We start from the raw sequence: 15,822 nt of genomic DNA on the forward strand, positions 1-15,822 counted from the left end.
CGATGAGTGATCCAGCACCATTCCCAAACATACCAGGCTTGCGCATGACCAAGCAGCGCAAAGAGGTCTACCGTGTCCTCATGGAACAACGCGACCACCCTACCGCAACGGAGGTCTATGATCGGATCAAAAACAGCGCTCCCAGTATCTCGCTCGCGACGGTCTACAATTGTCTTGAGACCCTGGTGGACCACAAGGCCGTCAAGCAGGTCAACTTCGAACGTGGCCCATCACGCTACTGCCCCAACCTCGTCGAACACGGTCACTTCCAAGACGAGGCCACCGGGAAAATCCATGACATCAATTTAAAGGAAGGCGTGTCCCTCTGTGATCTACTCGATCTCCCCCCAGGCACCCACATCAGCAATCTCGAGATCAACCTCAAAGGTTCCCTTCCCCAGAACTAACATAGCAATTTTGGCAGCCCAGCTGCTACACCATCCAACACACAACGAACAAACTAACGACACCAAATCCATGTCTATCATCATCAAAGACTTGCACGCAAAAATTGGCGACACCGAAATCCTCAAGGGCCTCAACCTTGAAATCCCCACTGGCGAAGTACACGCCGTCATGGGACCGAATGGAGCCGGTAAATCCACTCTCTCTAAGATTATTGCAGGCCACGAAGACTACGAAGTAACCAGCGGATCCATCATCATGGACGGCCAAGACGTTCTTGAAATGGACATCGACGAGCGTTCCCGCAACGGCATCTTCCTCGCATTCCAGTACCCAATGGAAATCCCAGGTGTTTCTAACGCAAACTTCATCCGTGCCGCCCTCTCCGAGCGCCTTCCAGATGGTGAAGAAATCGACGCAGTCGCCTACTACAAAGACCTCTACGAAAAAATGGACGCACTCAGCATGGACCGCAAGTTCACGGCACGTGCGGTGAACGAAGGCTTCTCCGGTGGTGAGAAAAAGCGCAACGAGATCCTCCAGATGATGATGCTCGACCCTAAGTACTGCATCCTCGATGAAACCGACTCCGGCCTCGACATCGACGCCCTCAAGGTCGTTTCCGAAGGAGTCAACATGCTGCGCAACGAAAACCGCGGATTCCTCGTCATCACGCACTACCAACGCCTCCTCAACTACATCAAGCCAGACGTCGTGCACGTTCTCGCAGACGGCCAAATCATCAAATCCGGTGGTCCTGAGCTCGCGCTTGAGCTCGAAGAAAAAGGTTACGACCACCTCACACCAGTTACCGCGTAACTGGCAAATCTCAAATCAACAGATACCATGAGCGACGACACAAATGTCATTGATCAGGAAACCCAAGATGCGATCGCCATCGATCGCGCCAAGGGAGACTTCCGCTTTCCTGAAAACCACAAGTTCGATGCTGGGTACGGTCTAAACGAAGACACTATCAAGTACATCTCTAATGTCAAAAAGGAGAAAGACTGGATCCTAGAATTCCGCCTCAAGGCACTGGATGTTTTTGAATCCAAGGCAATGCCAACCAACTGGGCGACTGAAGACCTCAACAACATCGACTTCGATGCCATCCGTTACTACCTCTCAGACGGTGAACGCCCGAAGCGTAGCTGGGACGACGTACCAGACGACATCAAAGAAACTTTCGAACGTCTCGGCATCCCGGAACAAGAGCGCGCCTTCCTCGCAGGTGTGGAAGCTCAGTTCGATTCCGAAGCAGCCTACTCAAATGTGAAGGAAGACCTCGAGAAGCAAGGTGTGATCTTTGTGAACTCCACTGAAGGTCTCCGCGAGCACGAAGAAATCTTCCGCCCGTACTTCGGTAAAGTCATCCCGACTGGAGACAACAAGTTCTCCGCACTCAACTCAGCAGTATTCTCTGGTGGTTCCTTCATCTACATTCCAAAAGGATTGAAACTGAAGCAACCCCTCCAGGCATACTTCCGCATCAACTCCGAAAACTTCGGTCAGTTCGAGCGTACCCTCATCATTGCCGACGAAGGCTCTGAAGTGATGTACATGGAAGGTTGTACTGCTCCTCAGTTCGAGACTTCCACCCTGCACTCCGCAGTGGTCGAGCTCGTTGCTCTCAAAGGCGCGAAGATCCAATACGTGACCGTCCAGAACTGGTCATCAAACGTCTTCAACCTCGTGACCAAGCGCGGCATGGCACACGAAGATGCTGAGATCCGCTGGATCGACTGCAACATCGGTTCCCGCCTCACCATGAAGTACCCTGGTGTGGTCATGAAGGGTGAAGGCGCTCGCGGCGAAGTGATCTCAATCGCACTCGCCAACAACGGCCAGCACCAAGACACCGGCGCCAAAATGATCCACGCAGCAGACAACACCACATCCAACGTGGTTTCCAAGTCGATCTCCGTCGGCGAAGGCGTCTCAACCTACCGCGGTCAAGTACACATCCCCAAGCACCTCAAAGGCTGTAAGAACAACACCGAGTGTGATGCGCTTCTCATCAACAGCAACTCACGCACCGACACCTACCCTGCAATCACCGTGCGCGGCAACCAGCACGTGACCCAGCACGAGGCATCGGTCTCACAAGTGTCTGAAGAAATGCTCTTCTACATGCAGCAGCGCGGGATTTCCGAAGGTGCCGCCATGTCGCTCGCCGTGAATGGCTTCGTCAACGACCTCGTCCGCGAATTCCCAATGGAATACTCAGTCGAGCTCAAGCGCCTCATCGACCTCGAAATGGAAGGAAGTGTCGGCTAGTGCTCCCACATTTGAGATTGGAAATTGGTAATTACCAATTGCTGAAATCCAAAATCAAATGATTGGGCAAGGCCCACAAACTATTTCAAATCACAAATCTCAAATCACCAATTAGTGTAATGACAATTACTGAAATCCCGAGCATCTCCGCTGAACAACCAGCCACACTAGCGGGCGCCCCACAGTGGTTCGCAGATGTTCAATCCGCCGCTTGGCAAACATTCCTAGACACACCAACCCCGTCCCGTCGCGACGAGACATGGCGCTTTGGGGATCTCAAGCAACTTGACTTCGATGGCTACGCTCCAGCTGCCTTTGCTGACAGCAACGACATTGACATCCAAATCTCAGGCCTCGACAACACCAGCGCACAATTCATCTTCGCCAACGACGACCTCGTCCACGCCGAAGCAGATCTCCCAAATGGCGTCATTTGTTTGCCACTAGCCGATGCCCTCCAACAGCACCCTGAGCTGGTGCAAAAGCATTTCCAGCAAGGCTCCACCAAGTTGGGTTCAGCCAAGTTCGCTGCACTTCACACCGCACACCTCAGCAATGGACTCTTCGTGTACGTGCCAAAGAACATCGAAGTGGAGCTTCCTATCGAAGTCTACCACATCGTCTCAGGCGACCAAACTGCGAGCTTCCCACACACACTCGTGGTCACCGAAGACAACGCCAAGGTCAGCGTGATCGATTACTTCAAGAGCTCAGGTGAGGAAGCAGGTCTCGTGATCGCAATGAATGAGCTCCACGCCGGCACTGGCTCACAGCTCAGCTACTCCGCAATCCAAGACCTCAACCTTGCATCCAAGATCATCCAGATCAACCACACCACGTCTGAGCGCGACGCCAACGCCAAGGCATTCACCCTCAACGTAGGGGCAGCCTGGGCACGCAACGAGTCACTCTCCAAACTGAGCGGCTCGGGCGCAAATTCAGACATGCTCTCGATCAATATTCCTGCTGGTGAACAACGCTACGACCAACGCACCTTCCAGGACCACGAAGCACCTCACACCAACAGTGATCTACTCTACAAGAACACCCTCTTCGGCAAAGCCAAGACAGTATTCTCAGGACTCATCGCGGTAGCTGATGGCGCGCATTACACCGACGCCTACCAAACCTGTCGCAACCTCCTCATGGACGACACCACAGAGGCGAACTCCATGCCGGGCCTCCAGATCAATGCGGATCAGGTGAAGTGCTCACATGGTTCCACAGCCGCAGCGATTAGCGACGAAGAGATCTTCTACCTCCAAGCCCGCGGTATCCGCCCACGCCAAGCACGCCAGCTCATCGCTCGCGGGTTCTCGGTAGAAGTGGCAGAACGCCTCGGTAATGAAGCACTCGAAAACCTGGTCATCGAATACGTCGACACCAAATTCGAGACACTCAGCTAGTCCAACACTAGATCCTCAATTCATCAGAAAGGCAGCCTCTACACAGAGTGCTGCCTTTTTTCATAGAACAAACTGGTCAGGAAACATTTTCTTTCTAACCTATTACTCAGTTCTTCCTCCACATGGAATGACCCCACCCATTCGTCACCTTTATGAACTTCAAAGCCGCACTCAGCCTTCTCACCGCCATGACCCTACCACTTGCTGCAAGCGAATGGGTAGAAATCACACAACGCTCTTCAGGAAAGTCACTCAAGGTCATCGTACTCGCACTCGAAGATGGAAAAATCACCTTCGAAACCCAAAAAGGTAAAACGTTCACCACAAAGTCCTCAGCACTCACGGATGAATCCATCGAACGTGCTCAACAATCCTTGAGTTCCAGTGAGGAGGGATCAGAAGAGCAACTTCAAGCCATCAATGATGCCATTGGCCACCAACTTTTTAAATCCATGCAGCCGCTCTGGAAGCAAGATGCAGGCACCGTGGCAAGCCGGGTCAGTTGGCCACTAGAATCTAGCTCCGAACAATCCAGCAGCTACCGCTACTACCCCCCAAAGACTTACACCTTCCTTGGCGCCCACCCCTACTCAGCCGTGCTCTATGGCAACTCAAAGGAAAACCCCACGCACCTCTCACTCGTATTCGCCAATAAAGGCGACTACGGCAGCCGACTCGGAATGGGTGAAGACCACTTCAAAAAAATCCACCCAAACAAGGAAGTCCCTAAGTCATTAGAAAAAGCGATCCAACTGGATGCCCAAGTCATCACCGATGCCTTGACCGAGGCAATCGGAACTCCTAAGAAACAATACTTTGGTGAAAAAGAAGACAAACGTCGGGTGCTTCGCTGGAACTTCGGCAGCCATGCCTTCATTCTCTCCGAAAAGAAATCGGAATACACCAGCCTGCTCATCGTCCCCACCAGCGTTGCCGACAACCAAGGCAAGGTGGCCTTCGTCAAAGACGCAGAGCTCCGCAGTATTGTGGCTGACAACGTAGAGCGCAGCGACAATGGGGACACCGTCATTAAGAACATCCCAATGGTAGATCAAGGACCCAAGGGTTACTGCGCGCCAGCGACCTTTGAGCGCGCCATGCGCTACATGCTCGTGCCTGCCGACATGTACCTTCTCGCCACGGTCGCCACCGACCCCGAGGGCGGCACCAACACCATGCTCTTAGCGGATAGCGCCAAACGCATCATCCGTAGCAAGGCGCGCCGGATCAAAGACCTGAGCCTCGAAAAAGACCTCAAAATGCGCAAGGTCAAACAATTCATCGATAAAGGGGTGCCAATCCTCTGGCAGATGCGAAGCCTCAAGGAATACAATGACCTTGCAAACAAACGCACCAGCGAGCGCGAAGAAATCGAGGACTACGCCGTCTGGTCACAAACCATCAGCGCTGAAGCAGAGCAAATCGTTGATCGCCTCCAAACAAACGACAGCAATCACCACATCTGCCTCATTATCGGCTACAACGAAGCCACCAATGAAATTGCTGTCAGTGATTCCTGGGGACCACGCTACGCCCTGCGTTGGGTCCACATCGATATTGCCCAGGCCGTCACCAGCCGCGGCGGCTTTGTCATCGACCTCTAGCAACACAAAAAAAGCCAAGCTCATGCTGATGAGCTTGGCTGTGTTCAACTGGTACAGCGCTGCGACTACTCCACCGTCACGCTCTTCGCAAGGTTTCTTGGTTGGTCGATCGAGCAGCCACGAAGGCGAGCCACGTGGTATGAGAATAGCTGCAGTGCCACCGTCGCAACAATCGTCGCTGTGTAATGTGGGCATGCAGGAATCTCGATGGTAAAGTCACAAGCAGCCCTTGCCTCCTCATCCCCTTCAGTGATCACACCTAGCACTGGCGCCTTACGCGCACGGCATTCCTCCACGTTACCCACTGTCTTTTCCTGACCTGGGCCCTTATTCATGAGTGCCACCACTGGCATATTTTCATCCAATAATGCGATCGGACCATGCTTCAGTTCCGCTGCATTGTATGCCTCTGCGTGGATGTATGAAATTTCTTTAATCTTCAATGCACCCTCGAGTGCCACTGGGAACATGTAGCCGCGACCGATATAGAACATGTGCTCGTAATCAGTGAATGCCTCAGCCACTTTAGCAATGGCATCATTGGTATCGATCACCTGCTGCACAAGCTCAGGCACACGCAGTACTTCCTGAGAAATTCGTAAGCCTTCTTCACGCGACATGCGGCGACCACGCGCTAACTTCAGCGCCACAAGCAATAGCACCGACACCTGGCAGGTAAACGCCTTAGTCGAAGCCACACTGATTTCTGGACCAGCATGCAGGTAAATCCCACGCCCAGCTTCACGAGCGATGGTAGAACCCACCACATTCACCAGACCTGCCACCATGGATCCCTTATCGATGGCTTCACGCACCGCTGCCAGAGTGTCAGCCGTCTCACCTGACTGGCTGATCGCCACCACGAGATCCTTGCTCCCTACGATCGGGTTGCGGTAACGGAACTCAGCAGCTTGCTCGACCTCACCCAGCATCGCCGCGAAATCCTCCACAGCATACTCGCCCACGAGACCAGCATTGAGTGAGGTGCCGCAGCCCACGATCAAAAGACGCTGGAATTGCACCAACTCACGCGGCGAGAGCCCTAGCCCAGAGAGAACTGCTGTCCCTCGGTCGAGGTTCACGCGACCGCGAATCGCATTGCGAATCGCCTCTGGTTGCTCATAAATTTCTTTGAGCATGTAGTGCTCAAAACCACCCTTCTCTGCGGCGTCAGCAGACCAATCAATGGAAGCAAGATCGCGCTGCACTGGCACTGCGTCCAGCGTGCGGATATCCACTTGATCACCCTCGATCACAGCGACGTCGTTGTCGTCCAAGTAGATTGCTTGTCTGGTATGCTTGATGATTGCTGAGGCATCAGATGCCACGATCGTTTCACCATCACCTAGGCCAATGACGATCGGTGAACCACGACGAGCAACAAGCAATTTGCCTGGCTCGTCCTCACACATACAAGCCACCCCGAAGGTACCTTCCACTTCTTTCAATGCTGAAGAAAGCGCTTCAAAGAGGTTCCCGTCGTAGTAGGAATCGACCAATTGCGCCAACACCTCACTATCCGTATCGGATAGGAATACACGTCCATCTGCTTCAAGACGCGCCTTCAGGCCTCGGTAGTTTTCAATGATGCCATTGTGTACCAACGCGATGCGCCCGCCCTCACCGGCTGGGTGTGGGTGCGCATTCTTTGTGGTCGGCGGGCCATGTGTAGCCCAACGCGTGTGCGCAATCCCAGCGTGAGCATTCAGGTGCGTGGGATCTGTTTTGTAATCTCCCAGGGTGTCCACCAGATTGGAAACTTTACCCTCTTGTTTGAAGATTTGGATCTTTGCCCCATCGTGAATCGCGATACCTGCTGAGTCATACCCCCGGTATTCAAGCTTGCGGAGGCCTTGCAAAAGGATCGGTGATGCGGCGCGGACGCCTGAATATGCTACAATTCCACACATAATTTATTGATAAAGATTGGTTGTTTATTGAAAAAGTGATGAAGCGTCATGCCTCTGATTTGTTGATTATTTGATGTCGCAGTCCACGGAATCATTCGGTCGAGTGGTCGCATTCGGGCCCAACTTGCGGCCCGGATAGATTGCGGTGTGAATGCCAGTGTGCACCCCATCACCTACGATCGTGCCAAACTTGCGTCGCCCAGTATCCACCAAGTCCCCCCCCACCTGCGTGCGATGGTTCTTTCCATCGTGCCGGAGGTTCGATGTCACAGTAGCCGCACCAAAATTTACCTTTCGCCCAATCACACTGTCTCCCACATAACTGAGATGACCGACTGAACTGCCGTGAGCAATCACAGAGTTTTTGATTTCAACCGCTTGGCCGATGTGGCAGCCATCACCAATCGAGGTGTTGCCGCGAATGTAGGCATTCGGCCCGATTTTACAGTTTTCTCCAATGATCACATTCCCCTCGATGAAGACTCCTGGTAGAATGCGTGTTCCCTTGCCAACGTGAATCACCCCCTCGATGTGCGCAGCGGGACTCACCTCCCCGATCTGTTCATTCTCAGACAACGCACCCACGATCTGCTCGTTGACCTGAATGAGCTGCCAAGGATAGAGCAACAGAAAGGACCGCGGTGACACCATCACGCGCGCGCCGCTGCCATCACCAATAAAGCCCAGCGCCCTGCCCTCATGGTCCTCTAGAAGAGCATTCTTGCCTTGCTCACCGCACAATGCCCAGTCATCAGCATGAATCCATGCATTGGCATATTGGCTCGCGCCCTCAGGCGCTAGACCACGCTGCAGATCCTCCAGCGTGGAACCAGCTACAAAGGCATCACTAGGCACGTGACCGTCAGCTAATGGCCACCAATTCCCTTGGATTTCTGGAGCTAAAAGAATCATGAATTACTAGAAATGTTGTTACCACCGAATGCTTGCCCGTGTTGCATGCCACAGGAAAAGCTGTGGCGCCTACAATGACAAGAGAAAAGCAAGCGTCGATGGCGTATCGACGTGCCAGCTCAACGCCATACTAGCCTATGCTCCTATGGTATTGCGCACCACCGAACAGATGCTCTCGGCTGAATCACGCGCAGCATCTGCACATTGCGCTTCCACAAGCACGCGGATTTTATTTTCAGTGCCAGAGTATCGCACGAGAACACGGCCGCTATCGCCGAGTGTCGACTCGATCTCATCAATCACTGCCACTAACCCCGGCACCGAGTCGATGGCAGGCTTACTCGCCACCTCAATAGCATGCAATTCTTGCGGGAATTCTTCCATCCCCTGAGCAAGCTCGGAAAGGGTCATCCCTGAGTCCAACATGATCTCCAGCACCTTAAGCCCGCTCATCAAGCCGTCACCAGTAGTCGCGCTATCGGCAAAGATAATGTGGCCAGAATTTTCACCACCCAGGCTGTGGCCATGCTCGCGCATGCACTCAATGACCAAGCGGTCTCCCACGCCCGTTGCCGCCAGTTCAATCCCTTCAGCAGCCAGCGCAGTCTTAAGCCCCAAGTTACTCATCACCGTAGCCACCAAGGTGTCGTTGGCGAGCTGCCCACGTTGCTTCAAGGCCTTGGCACACATAAAGAGCACCTTATCACCAGAAAGCACATCCCCCTTCTCATCGATAAAGATCACGCGATCGGCATCACCATCCAAGCAGATCCCAACATCCGCACCGTGCTCTAGCACCAAGGCTCCCGCCTTCTCAGGATACAATGCCCCCACGCCTTCATTGATGTTCACACCATCAGGCTTAGTCGCCATCTTGATCACCTCAGCTCCTAGCTCCTGAAGAATGAGCGGCCCCACATAGTAGCCCGCGCCATTGGCACAATCGACCACCACCTTCAAGCCCTTGAGGGATCGTGCGTGGATCGCCGCTTTGGCAAATTCAATGTATCGACCAGTCGCGTCGTCGATCCGAAAGGCTTTCCCCAATTGACCCTGTGGTTCAGCGAGGTTTTCCTCCAGAATGATCGCTTCCACTTCCGCTTCCAGAGCGTCATTTAGCTTGTAGCCATCTGGCCCGAAAATCTTAATCCCATTATCCATGTAGGGATTGTGTGACGCCGTCAGCATCACCCCCGCGTCACATGCCATCGACTTCGTGATGTAGGCAATCGCCGGAGTCGGCAAGGGACCAGTAAGCAACACACGCGCACCTTCAGACACCAATCCTGCAGTGATCGCATTTTCTAGCATGTATCCGGATAGACGCGTGTCTTTACCAATCACCACCTTGTGCTTGCCCGGACACTGCGCATTGAGCACTCGAGCAATGGCACGGCCAATTCGCATCCCCACTTCTGGCGTAATCGGCCATTGGTTTGCTTTTCCTCGAATTCCGTCCGTACCAAATAATTTACCTGCCATTGATTCTTTAGAGTTGTTGAAAGTCTTTCTCATCACATCCAAAGCCATTCGACCAGCCTAGAGTGGATAAGTAGGCATGACGCTGACATAGAATAACAAAATTGCAAGTGCTAGAGACATGGCTCCCCCGCACGTGACACACACCTCCTCCCAAGCGAAGAACCACAGCAGAGCTCAAGGAAATCTCGCCGGCATCAATTTTACCGGCAGCGTATTTCTAGACTAGACAGAAGCTCAGCTCTGCACTACTGAGCAATGTCCTTATTCAAAGATAAGTAGGCGGCGGCAAGCCCGCACGATTTCCAATCAATCCATTTTCATTACCATGGCTCTCATCGTTCAAAAATACGGCGGCACTTCAGTTGGCTCACTCGATCGCATTCGCAATGTGGCTAGTCGCATTAAGAAGCTCCGTGATGCAGGTCACCAGGTAGTCGCAGTCGTGTCCGCAATGAGCGGGGTAACCAACAAGCTGATCGCCATGGCGGAGGAACTCAACAACGATCCATCCGAGCGCGAACTCGATGTGCTGCTCGCCACTGGTGAACAACAATCCATCGCCCTCGTCAGCATGGCGCTCCACGAGCTTGATGTCGACGCCGTATCCGTGACTGGCCGCCAGGCCGGCATCGTGACTACTGGCTCACACACACGTGGTAAAATCGATCAGATCAACCCAGACCTCATGCACAAATACCTCGATGAAGGCAATGTGGTCATCTGTGCCGGCTTCCAAGGAGTCCGCGAAGACGGGATGATTCATACGCTGGGTCGCGGTGGTTCTGACCTCTCCGCCATCGCAGTAGCTGCAGCTCTCAAAGCGGACACCTGCCAGATCCTCACCGACGTCGACGGCGTCTACACCTGTGACCCACGCGTGGTTAAAGACGCTAGGAAGATGCCAGAAGTTTCCTACGACGAAATGCTCGAAATGGCCTCGTCCGGCACCAAGGTGATGCAGTCCCGCTCAGTAGAATTTGCAAAAAAATATGGCGTGATCTTTGAGGTCCGCTCATCATTGAACGACAATCCAGGAACAATAGTAACCGAAGAACACGACAACATGGAATCCGTAGTTATCCGTGGAGTATCAATAGAACGCTCCCAAGCACGCCTCACCATCACCGGCATCCCTGACGAACCAGGCATGTCCGCCTCCATCCTCTCCTGCCTTGCTGAAGCTGAGATCAACATCGACATGATCATCTCCAACATCGCACACGATGGCCTCGCTCGCCACTCGGTCACCATGCACAGCAACGACCTAGGGAAAGCTCAAGCCGCTCTCAAGCCAGTCATCGCCAAGCTTGGTGACAAAGCTGGTTTCGAAACCGAAGCAGGCATCGCCAAGCTATCCTGCGTGGGTATTGGCATGCGCTCGCACTCAGGCGTCGCAGCTAAGATGTTCGAAGCACTCGGTGAAGCAGGCATCAACATCGGAATCATCACCACTTCCGAAATCAAGATTGCCGTCACCATCGACGAAGAACAAATCGAAGAAGCCGCTCGCGTGGTGCACGCAGCCTTCGACCTCGATAAGGCACCACAAGCCTAATCCAGCATCTCCAGATTCAAAGCATTTTTCAGAAGCCACAGGCGATCGCGCCGGTGGCTTCTTTTTTTATCGAACAACCCTAGCATCACTCTCAGCCTCCGAAGAAAAATAAAAAGCCGAGGCTCATCGCTGAGTCCTCGGCTTCTTGTGAATTGATTCCTTCGTGCAATACGACTGACTACATGGTCATGCCACCGTCGCAGGCAATCACCTGACCAGTGATGTAGCTCGCGTCCTTGCTGGCGAGGAAGAGCGCGAGATTGGCAATGTCATCAGTGGCACCAAATTCCTTCAGTGGAATGTTTGCAAGGATGCTCTCACGCGTTTTTTCATCGAGCTCGGCAGTCATGTCAGTGGTGATGAAGCCTGGAGCAATCGCGTTGCAGCAAACCTTGCGGCCAGCGAGTTCTTTGGCGAGTGACTTGGTGAAGCCAATCAAGCCAGCCTTGGACGCCGCGTAGTTGGCTTGCCCAGCATTCCCCATGAGGCCGATGACTGAGGCGAGGTTAATGATGCGTGGATCTGCCGCCTTCATCATGCTGCGCTGAAATGCCTTCACCGTGTTGAATGCACCTTTAAGGTTGGTATCGAGCACGGTATCCCAGTCGCTATCCTTCATGCGCATGAGCAAACCATCGCGAGTCACACCCGCATTGTTCACCAACACATTCACCTGACCAAAGTCAGCGAGGATCTGCTTGCCTGTCTCTTGCACAGAATCAAAGTCAGCCACATCGAGCGCATAGGCTTTAGCTGACTCAGGAAATTCTCCATTAATCTTCTCCGCAGCACCTTCACAGCTACCTGCGCTACGGCTGATCACAGCCACCTTAGCACCCTCGGCAGCGAACCTGCGTGCAATTTCAAAACCGATACCACGACCAGCACCAGTCACTACTACTACTTTATCTTGAAAGCGAGACATGCACTTCTTTCCCATGAATCACCTCCGCTGCCAAGTCGAATCCTATCAGATTCTTAGTCAACAAGCACAAAGATGATCTCAAGCTACTGCGCAACCATTGTCATCAAGCTCAGTAGTGTCTTGTTGCTCCCCTGACGGTTCAGACTCATCGGGCGCGCCGCCCTCCATACGCTTGAGTATGTCTTCATAGTAAAGCACTTCAAACTCACCATCCTCATACTCAACGATACAACTCATGGTCTCCACCCAATCACCACTATTCAAGTAATGCACACCACCGATGGTCTTATTCGCAGGGGTGTGGATGTGCCCGCAGATGATGCCGTCGCACTTTTTCACTCGTGCCAATGACTGAAGCTGCTCTTCGTAATTATCCACAAAGCTAACCGCAGACTTCACTTTGGACTTCATGAACTTACTCAGTGAAAAGTACTCCTTACCGCGTACTTTGCGGAACCAATTGTACACGCGATTCAGTCGAAGCAAGGCGTCGTAACACACAGCTCCTACACCCGCAATCCACTTGAATTGGGTAGACACACTATCAAATCCGTCCCCATGAACCACCAGATACTTCTTCCCAGTCGCTGACACGTGGATGTGCTCTTTGATGATGTCTAAGCCACCAATGGTGAAGGGTAAAATACGGTCCAAAAAGTCGTCGTGATTCCCACGCAAGTAGATCACTTTCGTATCCTCGGACTCCATCTTCTTTAAGAACACACGCATCACCTTCGTGTGAGACTTCTTCCACTTCGAGCCACGCTTCAGCGCCCAACCGTCGATGATGTCACCATTCAGATACAGATACTCACAGTCGATGTGCTTCATCACCTCCACCACTTCACGTGCCTTACTATCCGCCGTACCCAAATGTATATCTGATAGAATCAAGCTACGTACTTTCAACTTTTTACGGCGGGTCAAACGACGCTGCGTCACTGGTCGGGCCTGCACGATACTCGTGAAGTGATCTTCAAATGAATTGATCACCTTGTCCCAACTTTGCTGACGCACACATTGCTCCGCAGCCTCACGCATTGCTTCATCATTCACACGATCAAGCGCTTCTAGTGCCTTCTGTTGAAACTTTTCCTCATCACCCAAAGGAGACTTCAATCCATTCGTGCCATCATCCACAAAATTCGCAGAAGCTGCGTAGTCATAACTCACCGTCACCAAGCCACTAGCCATTCCTTCGAGGAGCACATTGCCAAATGTCTCAGTTTCTGAAGGGAACAACAAAATATCAGCACTGGCGTAGTATCTAGCCAAGTCCTCTCCTTGTTGGACTCCAACAAATTGCACCTTGTCATGCTGCTTCTCTAGGTACTCCTTCACCGGCCCGTCACCCACGACCACGGCACGCATGCTTGGACATTGTTGCTGCATTGATTCCACCACCTCGAGGGCGAATGGTAAATTCTTCTCTGCGGCCACACGCCCCACAATGATCACGATCGGAGCAGAAGCATCCTCAACCCCCATCGACTGACGCAACGCAGCACATCGCTTAGCTGGAGAAAATTGTGCCACATCCACACCGCGGCCCACCAACTTCACATTCTTAAAACCGTACTCACTCAACATCTCCACGCAATCCGCAGATGGAGCCACCGTCATGTCCGCCATCCCGTGCACATACTTGAGGTAGCCCATGGCCGGCTTCTCCATGTGACGCAGATAGTAGCGGTTTAGATATTGATGAAAATTCGTATGAAATCCAGCGGCCACAGGAATGGATAAATCATTCGCCGCCTTCAATGCCGAAATCCCCAAAGGACTCTCGGTTGCCACGTAAATCACATCCGGACGCTTCTTCTTCCAGCGTTTGCGTAACTTCAATGGACAAGGTAACCCAACGCGCACCTCCTTGTAGCCCGGGAATTGCACCGCTCGCTGAGCCGATTGACCAGCACTATACTCCTCGCCTGTATGGATCACATGCACATAGTGCCCCTTGGCCTTGAGGCCCTCTGTCACCTTCCCTAAGGTCATGGCAACTCCATTTACATCCGGAAAAAACGTGTCGGTGACGAATTCAATTCTCATGTGCTTTACTTGTTATTCAGTTACTTATGACACGCTCCCCCAAGATCTCAAAGCCCCTCCAAGTTACCATTTCGACACGATACATCCATCCCCCCAAAAATATAAGCGGCAGACGCGAGACCACTCACACCTGCCGCTACAGAACTCTCTATGCTTTGCTTAGGAATTTACAGTAAATGTGCCACAGCATCGCGCTCGCCTCTCAGCTCAGCCACCGAGGCATCAATCTTCTCGCGAGAAAAGGCATTCACTGCCACTCCCGCAACCACAGACCAAGAAACACCATCTTCCGTACGGATCGGCATCGACGCAATCAATCCCGCATCAATGCCGTACGACCCGTCCGAACACACCGCGACGCTAAACCAATCGCCAACCGGAGTCGGGGTCACAAGCTTGCGTACTGTATCCACCACACCATTCGCAGCAGAAGCCGCCGATGAAGCACCACGCGCCTTGATAATAGCCGCACCACGTTGCTGCACCGCACTGATAAAGGCCCCCTCCAGCCAATCGTGATCCGCAATCACCTCTGTGACAGCCTGACCATTGATCTTCGCATTGGTAAAGTCTGGGTATTGGGTGGATGAGTGGTTCCCCCAAATACAAAGATTGCTGACATCCTTCGACGCCACCCCAGCCTTCTGCGCTAGCTGGCTCTTCGCACGATTCTCATCCAGCATCGTCATCGCAAAAAAGCGATTCTCTGGCACCCCAGAGGCATGACGCATCGCAATCAAAGCATTCGTATTGCAAGGGTTGCCCACCACCAAGACCCGCACATCAGTAGCAGCCGAGCGACCAATCGCCTCGCCCTGCCCGGTGAAAATCTGTCCATTGATCCCTAGCAAATCATTGCGCTCCATCCCAGGCCCACGTGGTACCGACCCCACCAACAATGCCCAGTTGGCTCCCAGAAACCCGTCATCCAGGTCCGATGTCGTGTGCACCGATTCCAATAAGGGAAAAGCACAATCATCAAGCTCCATCACCACACCTTGCAAGGCCGGTAGCGCGGGCTCGATCTCAATCAAACGCAATGACACTGGCTGGTCAGGACCAAACATCGCCCCACTAGCAATACGGAATAAAAGAGCATACCCAATCTGCCCTGCGGCGCCTGTAACGGAAATAGTGATAGGAGATTTCATACGCCTATCAGAAAAGGCCAGATGACCCAACACGTCAACACCATACGCAAGGAAACAAGTGGCGAAGCGGACGGGAATCGAACCCGCAACCTCCGGCGTGACAGGCCGGTGCTCTAACCAATTGAGCTACCGCTCCACTT

At 52.9% G+C, this 15,822-nt stretch carries 12 protein-coding genes and 1 tRNA gene; 6 read left to right on the forward strand and 7 right to left on the reverse strand.

The annotated features are described in order from the left end of the window. Nucleotides 1-2 precede the first annotated feature (2 nt). The 5 genes from F454_RS0111325 (at nucleotide 3) to F454_RS0111345 (ending at nucleotide 5,695) form a co-directional block, all read left to right on the forward strand. Nucleotides 3-407 carry a Fur family transcriptional regulator gene (locus F454_RS0111325; protein ID WP_018970777.1) on the forward strand — a complete coding sequence of 135 codons (405 nt, stop codon included), beginning with the start codon at nucleotides 3-5 and terminating at the stop codon, nucleotides 405-407. 70 nt (nucleotides 408-477) lie between these two features. Continuing rightward, nucleotides 478-1,224, forward strand: coding sequence for a Fe-S cluster assembly ATPase SufC (gene sufC / locus F454_RS0111330; RefSeq protein WP_018970778.1), 747 nt, complete (start codon nucleotides 478-480; stop codon nucleotides 1,222-1,224). Between the two features lie 27 nt (nucleotides 1,225-1,251). Continuing rightward, nucleotides 1,252-2,685: a Fe-S cluster assembly protein SufB gene (gene sufB / locus F454_RS0111335; RefSeq protein ID WP_018970779.1), complete on the forward strand. Its 1,434-nt coding sequence runs from the start codon at nucleotides 1,252-1,254 to the stop codon at nucleotides 2,683-2,685. A 119-nt stretch (nucleotides 2,686-2,804) separates the two neighbouring features. Next, nucleotides 2,805-4,091, forward strand: coding sequence for a Fe-S cluster assembly protein SufD (sufD, locus tag F454_RS14995; protein WP_018970780.1), 1,287 nt, complete (start codon nucleotides 2,805-2,807; stop codon nucleotides 4,089-4,091). 152 nt (nucleotides 4,092-4,243) lie between these two features. Next, entirely contained in the window at nucleotides 4,244-5,695 is a 1,452-nt protein-coding gene (locus tag F454_RS0111345; protein ID WP_018970781.1) for a C39 family peptidase, read from the forward strand. A 65-nt stretch (nucleotides 5,696-5,760) separates the two neighbouring features. Here F454_RS0111345 and glmS read toward each other — a convergent pair whose 3' ends face one another. From glmS to glmM, 3 genes are all read right to left on the reverse strand, one after another. Continuing rightward, nucleotides 5,761-7,605, reverse strand: coding sequence for a glutamine--fructose-6-phosphate transaminase (isomerizing) (glmS, locus tag F454_RS0111350; RefSeq protein ID WP_018970782.1), 1,845 nt, complete (start codon nucleotides 7,603-7,605; stop codon nucleotides 5,761-5,763). Nucleotides 7,606-7,671: 66 nt separating this feature from the next. Further along, on the reverse strand, nucleotides 7,672-8,517 hold the full coding sequence (locus tag F454_RS15000; protein WP_018970783.1) for a hypothetical protein: 846 nt from the start codon (nucleotides 8,515-8,517) through the stop codon (nucleotides 7,672-7,674). Nucleotides 8,518-8,652: 135 nt separating this feature from the next. Then, nucleotides 8,653-9,999, reverse strand: a complete 1,347-nt coding sequence (glmM, locus tag F454_RS0111360; protein WP_026292862.1) for a phosphoglucosamine mutase — start codon at nucleotides 9,997-9,999, stop codon at nucleotides 8,653-8,655. A gap of 325 nt (nucleotides 10,000-10,324) precedes the next feature. On the opposite strand from glmM, the gene F454_RS0111365 reads away from it, so the two are divergent. Continuing rightward, on the forward strand, nucleotides 10,325-11,554 hold the full coding sequence (locus F454_RS0111365; protein WP_018970785.1) for an aspartate kinase: 1,230 nt from the start codon (nucleotides 10,325-10,327) through the stop codon (nucleotides 11,552-11,554). A gap of 178 nt (nucleotides 11,555-11,732) precedes the next feature. On the opposite strand, the gene fabG is transcribed toward F454_RS0111365, so the two are convergent. From fabG to F454_RS0111390, 4 genes are all read right to left on the reverse strand, one after another. Continuing rightward, nucleotides 11,733-12,479: a 3-oxoacyl-[acyl-carrier-protein] reductase gene (fabG, locus tag F454_RS0111370; RefSeq protein ID WP_026292863.1), complete on the reverse strand. Its 747-nt coding sequence runs from the start codon at nucleotides 12,477-12,479 to the stop codon at nucleotides 11,733-11,735. A 78-nt stretch (nucleotides 12,480-12,557) separates the two neighbouring features. Next, entirely contained in the window at nucleotides 12,558-14,531 is a 1,974-nt protein-coding gene (locus tag F454_RS15890) for a glycosyltransferase (protein WP_018970787.1), read from the reverse strand. A gap of 167 nt (nucleotides 14,532-14,698) precedes the next feature. Further along, entirely contained in the window at nucleotides 14,699-15,682 is a 984-nt protein-coding gene (locus F454_RS0111385; RefSeq protein WP_026292864.1) for a malate dehydrogenase, read from the reverse strand. Nucleotides 15,683-15,741: 59 nt separating this feature from the next. Continuing rightward, a tRNA-Asp gene (locus F454_RS0111390) sits at nucleotides 15,742-15,818 on the reverse strand. Nucleotides 15,819-15,822 lie beyond the last annotated feature (4 nt).

Origin of the sequence: Rubritalea marina DSM 17716, assembly GCF_000378105.1 — a bacterium.
GTDB classification, from domain to species: domain Bacteria; phylum Verrucomicrobiota; class Verrucomicrobiia; order Verrucomicrobiales; family Akkermansiaceae; genus Rubritalea; species Rubritalea marina.

Excerpts from the sequence above, each read along its gene's own strand:
- F454_RS0111325 (WP_018970777.1), top strand. The coding sequence starts at position 3 with ATGAGTGATCCAGCACCATTCCCAAACATACCAGGCTTGCGCATGACC.
- sufC (WP_018970778.1), top strand. The coding sequence starts at position 478 with ATGTCTATCATCATCAAAGACTTGCACGCAAAAATTGGCGACACCGAA.
- sufB (WP_018970779.1), top strand. The coding sequence starts at position 1,252 with ATGAGCGACGACACAAATGTCATTGATCAGGAAACCCAAGATGCGATC.
- sufD (WP_018970780.1), top strand. The coding sequence starts at position 2,805 with ATGACAATTACTGAAATCCCGAGCATCTCCGCTGAACAACCAGCCACA.
- F454_RS0111345 (WP_018970781.1), top strand. The coding sequence starts at position 4,244 with ATGAACTTCAAAGCCGCACTCAGCCTTCTCACCGCCATGACCCTACCA.
- glmS (WP_018970782.1), bottom strand. The coding sequence starts at position 7,605 with ATGTGTGGAATTGTAGCATATTCAGGCGTCCGCGCCGCATCACCGATC.
- F454_RS15000 (WP_018970783.1), bottom strand. The coding sequence starts at position 8,517 with ATGATTCTTTTAGCTCCAGAAATCCAAGGGAATTGGTGGCCATTAGCT.
- glmM (WP_026292862.1), bottom strand. The coding sequence starts at position 9,999 with ATGGCAGGTAAATTATTTGGTACGGACGGAATTCGAGGAAAAGCAAAC.
- F454_RS0111365 (WP_018970785.1), top strand. The coding sequence starts at position 10,325 with ATGGCTCTCATCGTTCAAAAATACGGCGGCACTTCAGTTGGCTCACTC.
- fabG (WP_026292863.1), bottom strand. The coding sequence starts at position 12,479 with ATGTCTCGCTTTCAAGATAAAGTAGTAGTAGTGACTGGTGCTGGTCGT.
- F454_RS15890 (WP_018970787.1), bottom strand. The coding sequence starts at position 14,531 with ATGAGAATTGAATTCGTCACCGACACGTTTTTTCCGGATGTAAATGGA.
- F454_RS0111385 (WP_026292864.1), bottom strand. The coding sequence starts at position 15,682 with ATGAAATCTCCTATCACTATTTCCGTTACAGGCGCCGCAGGGCAGATT.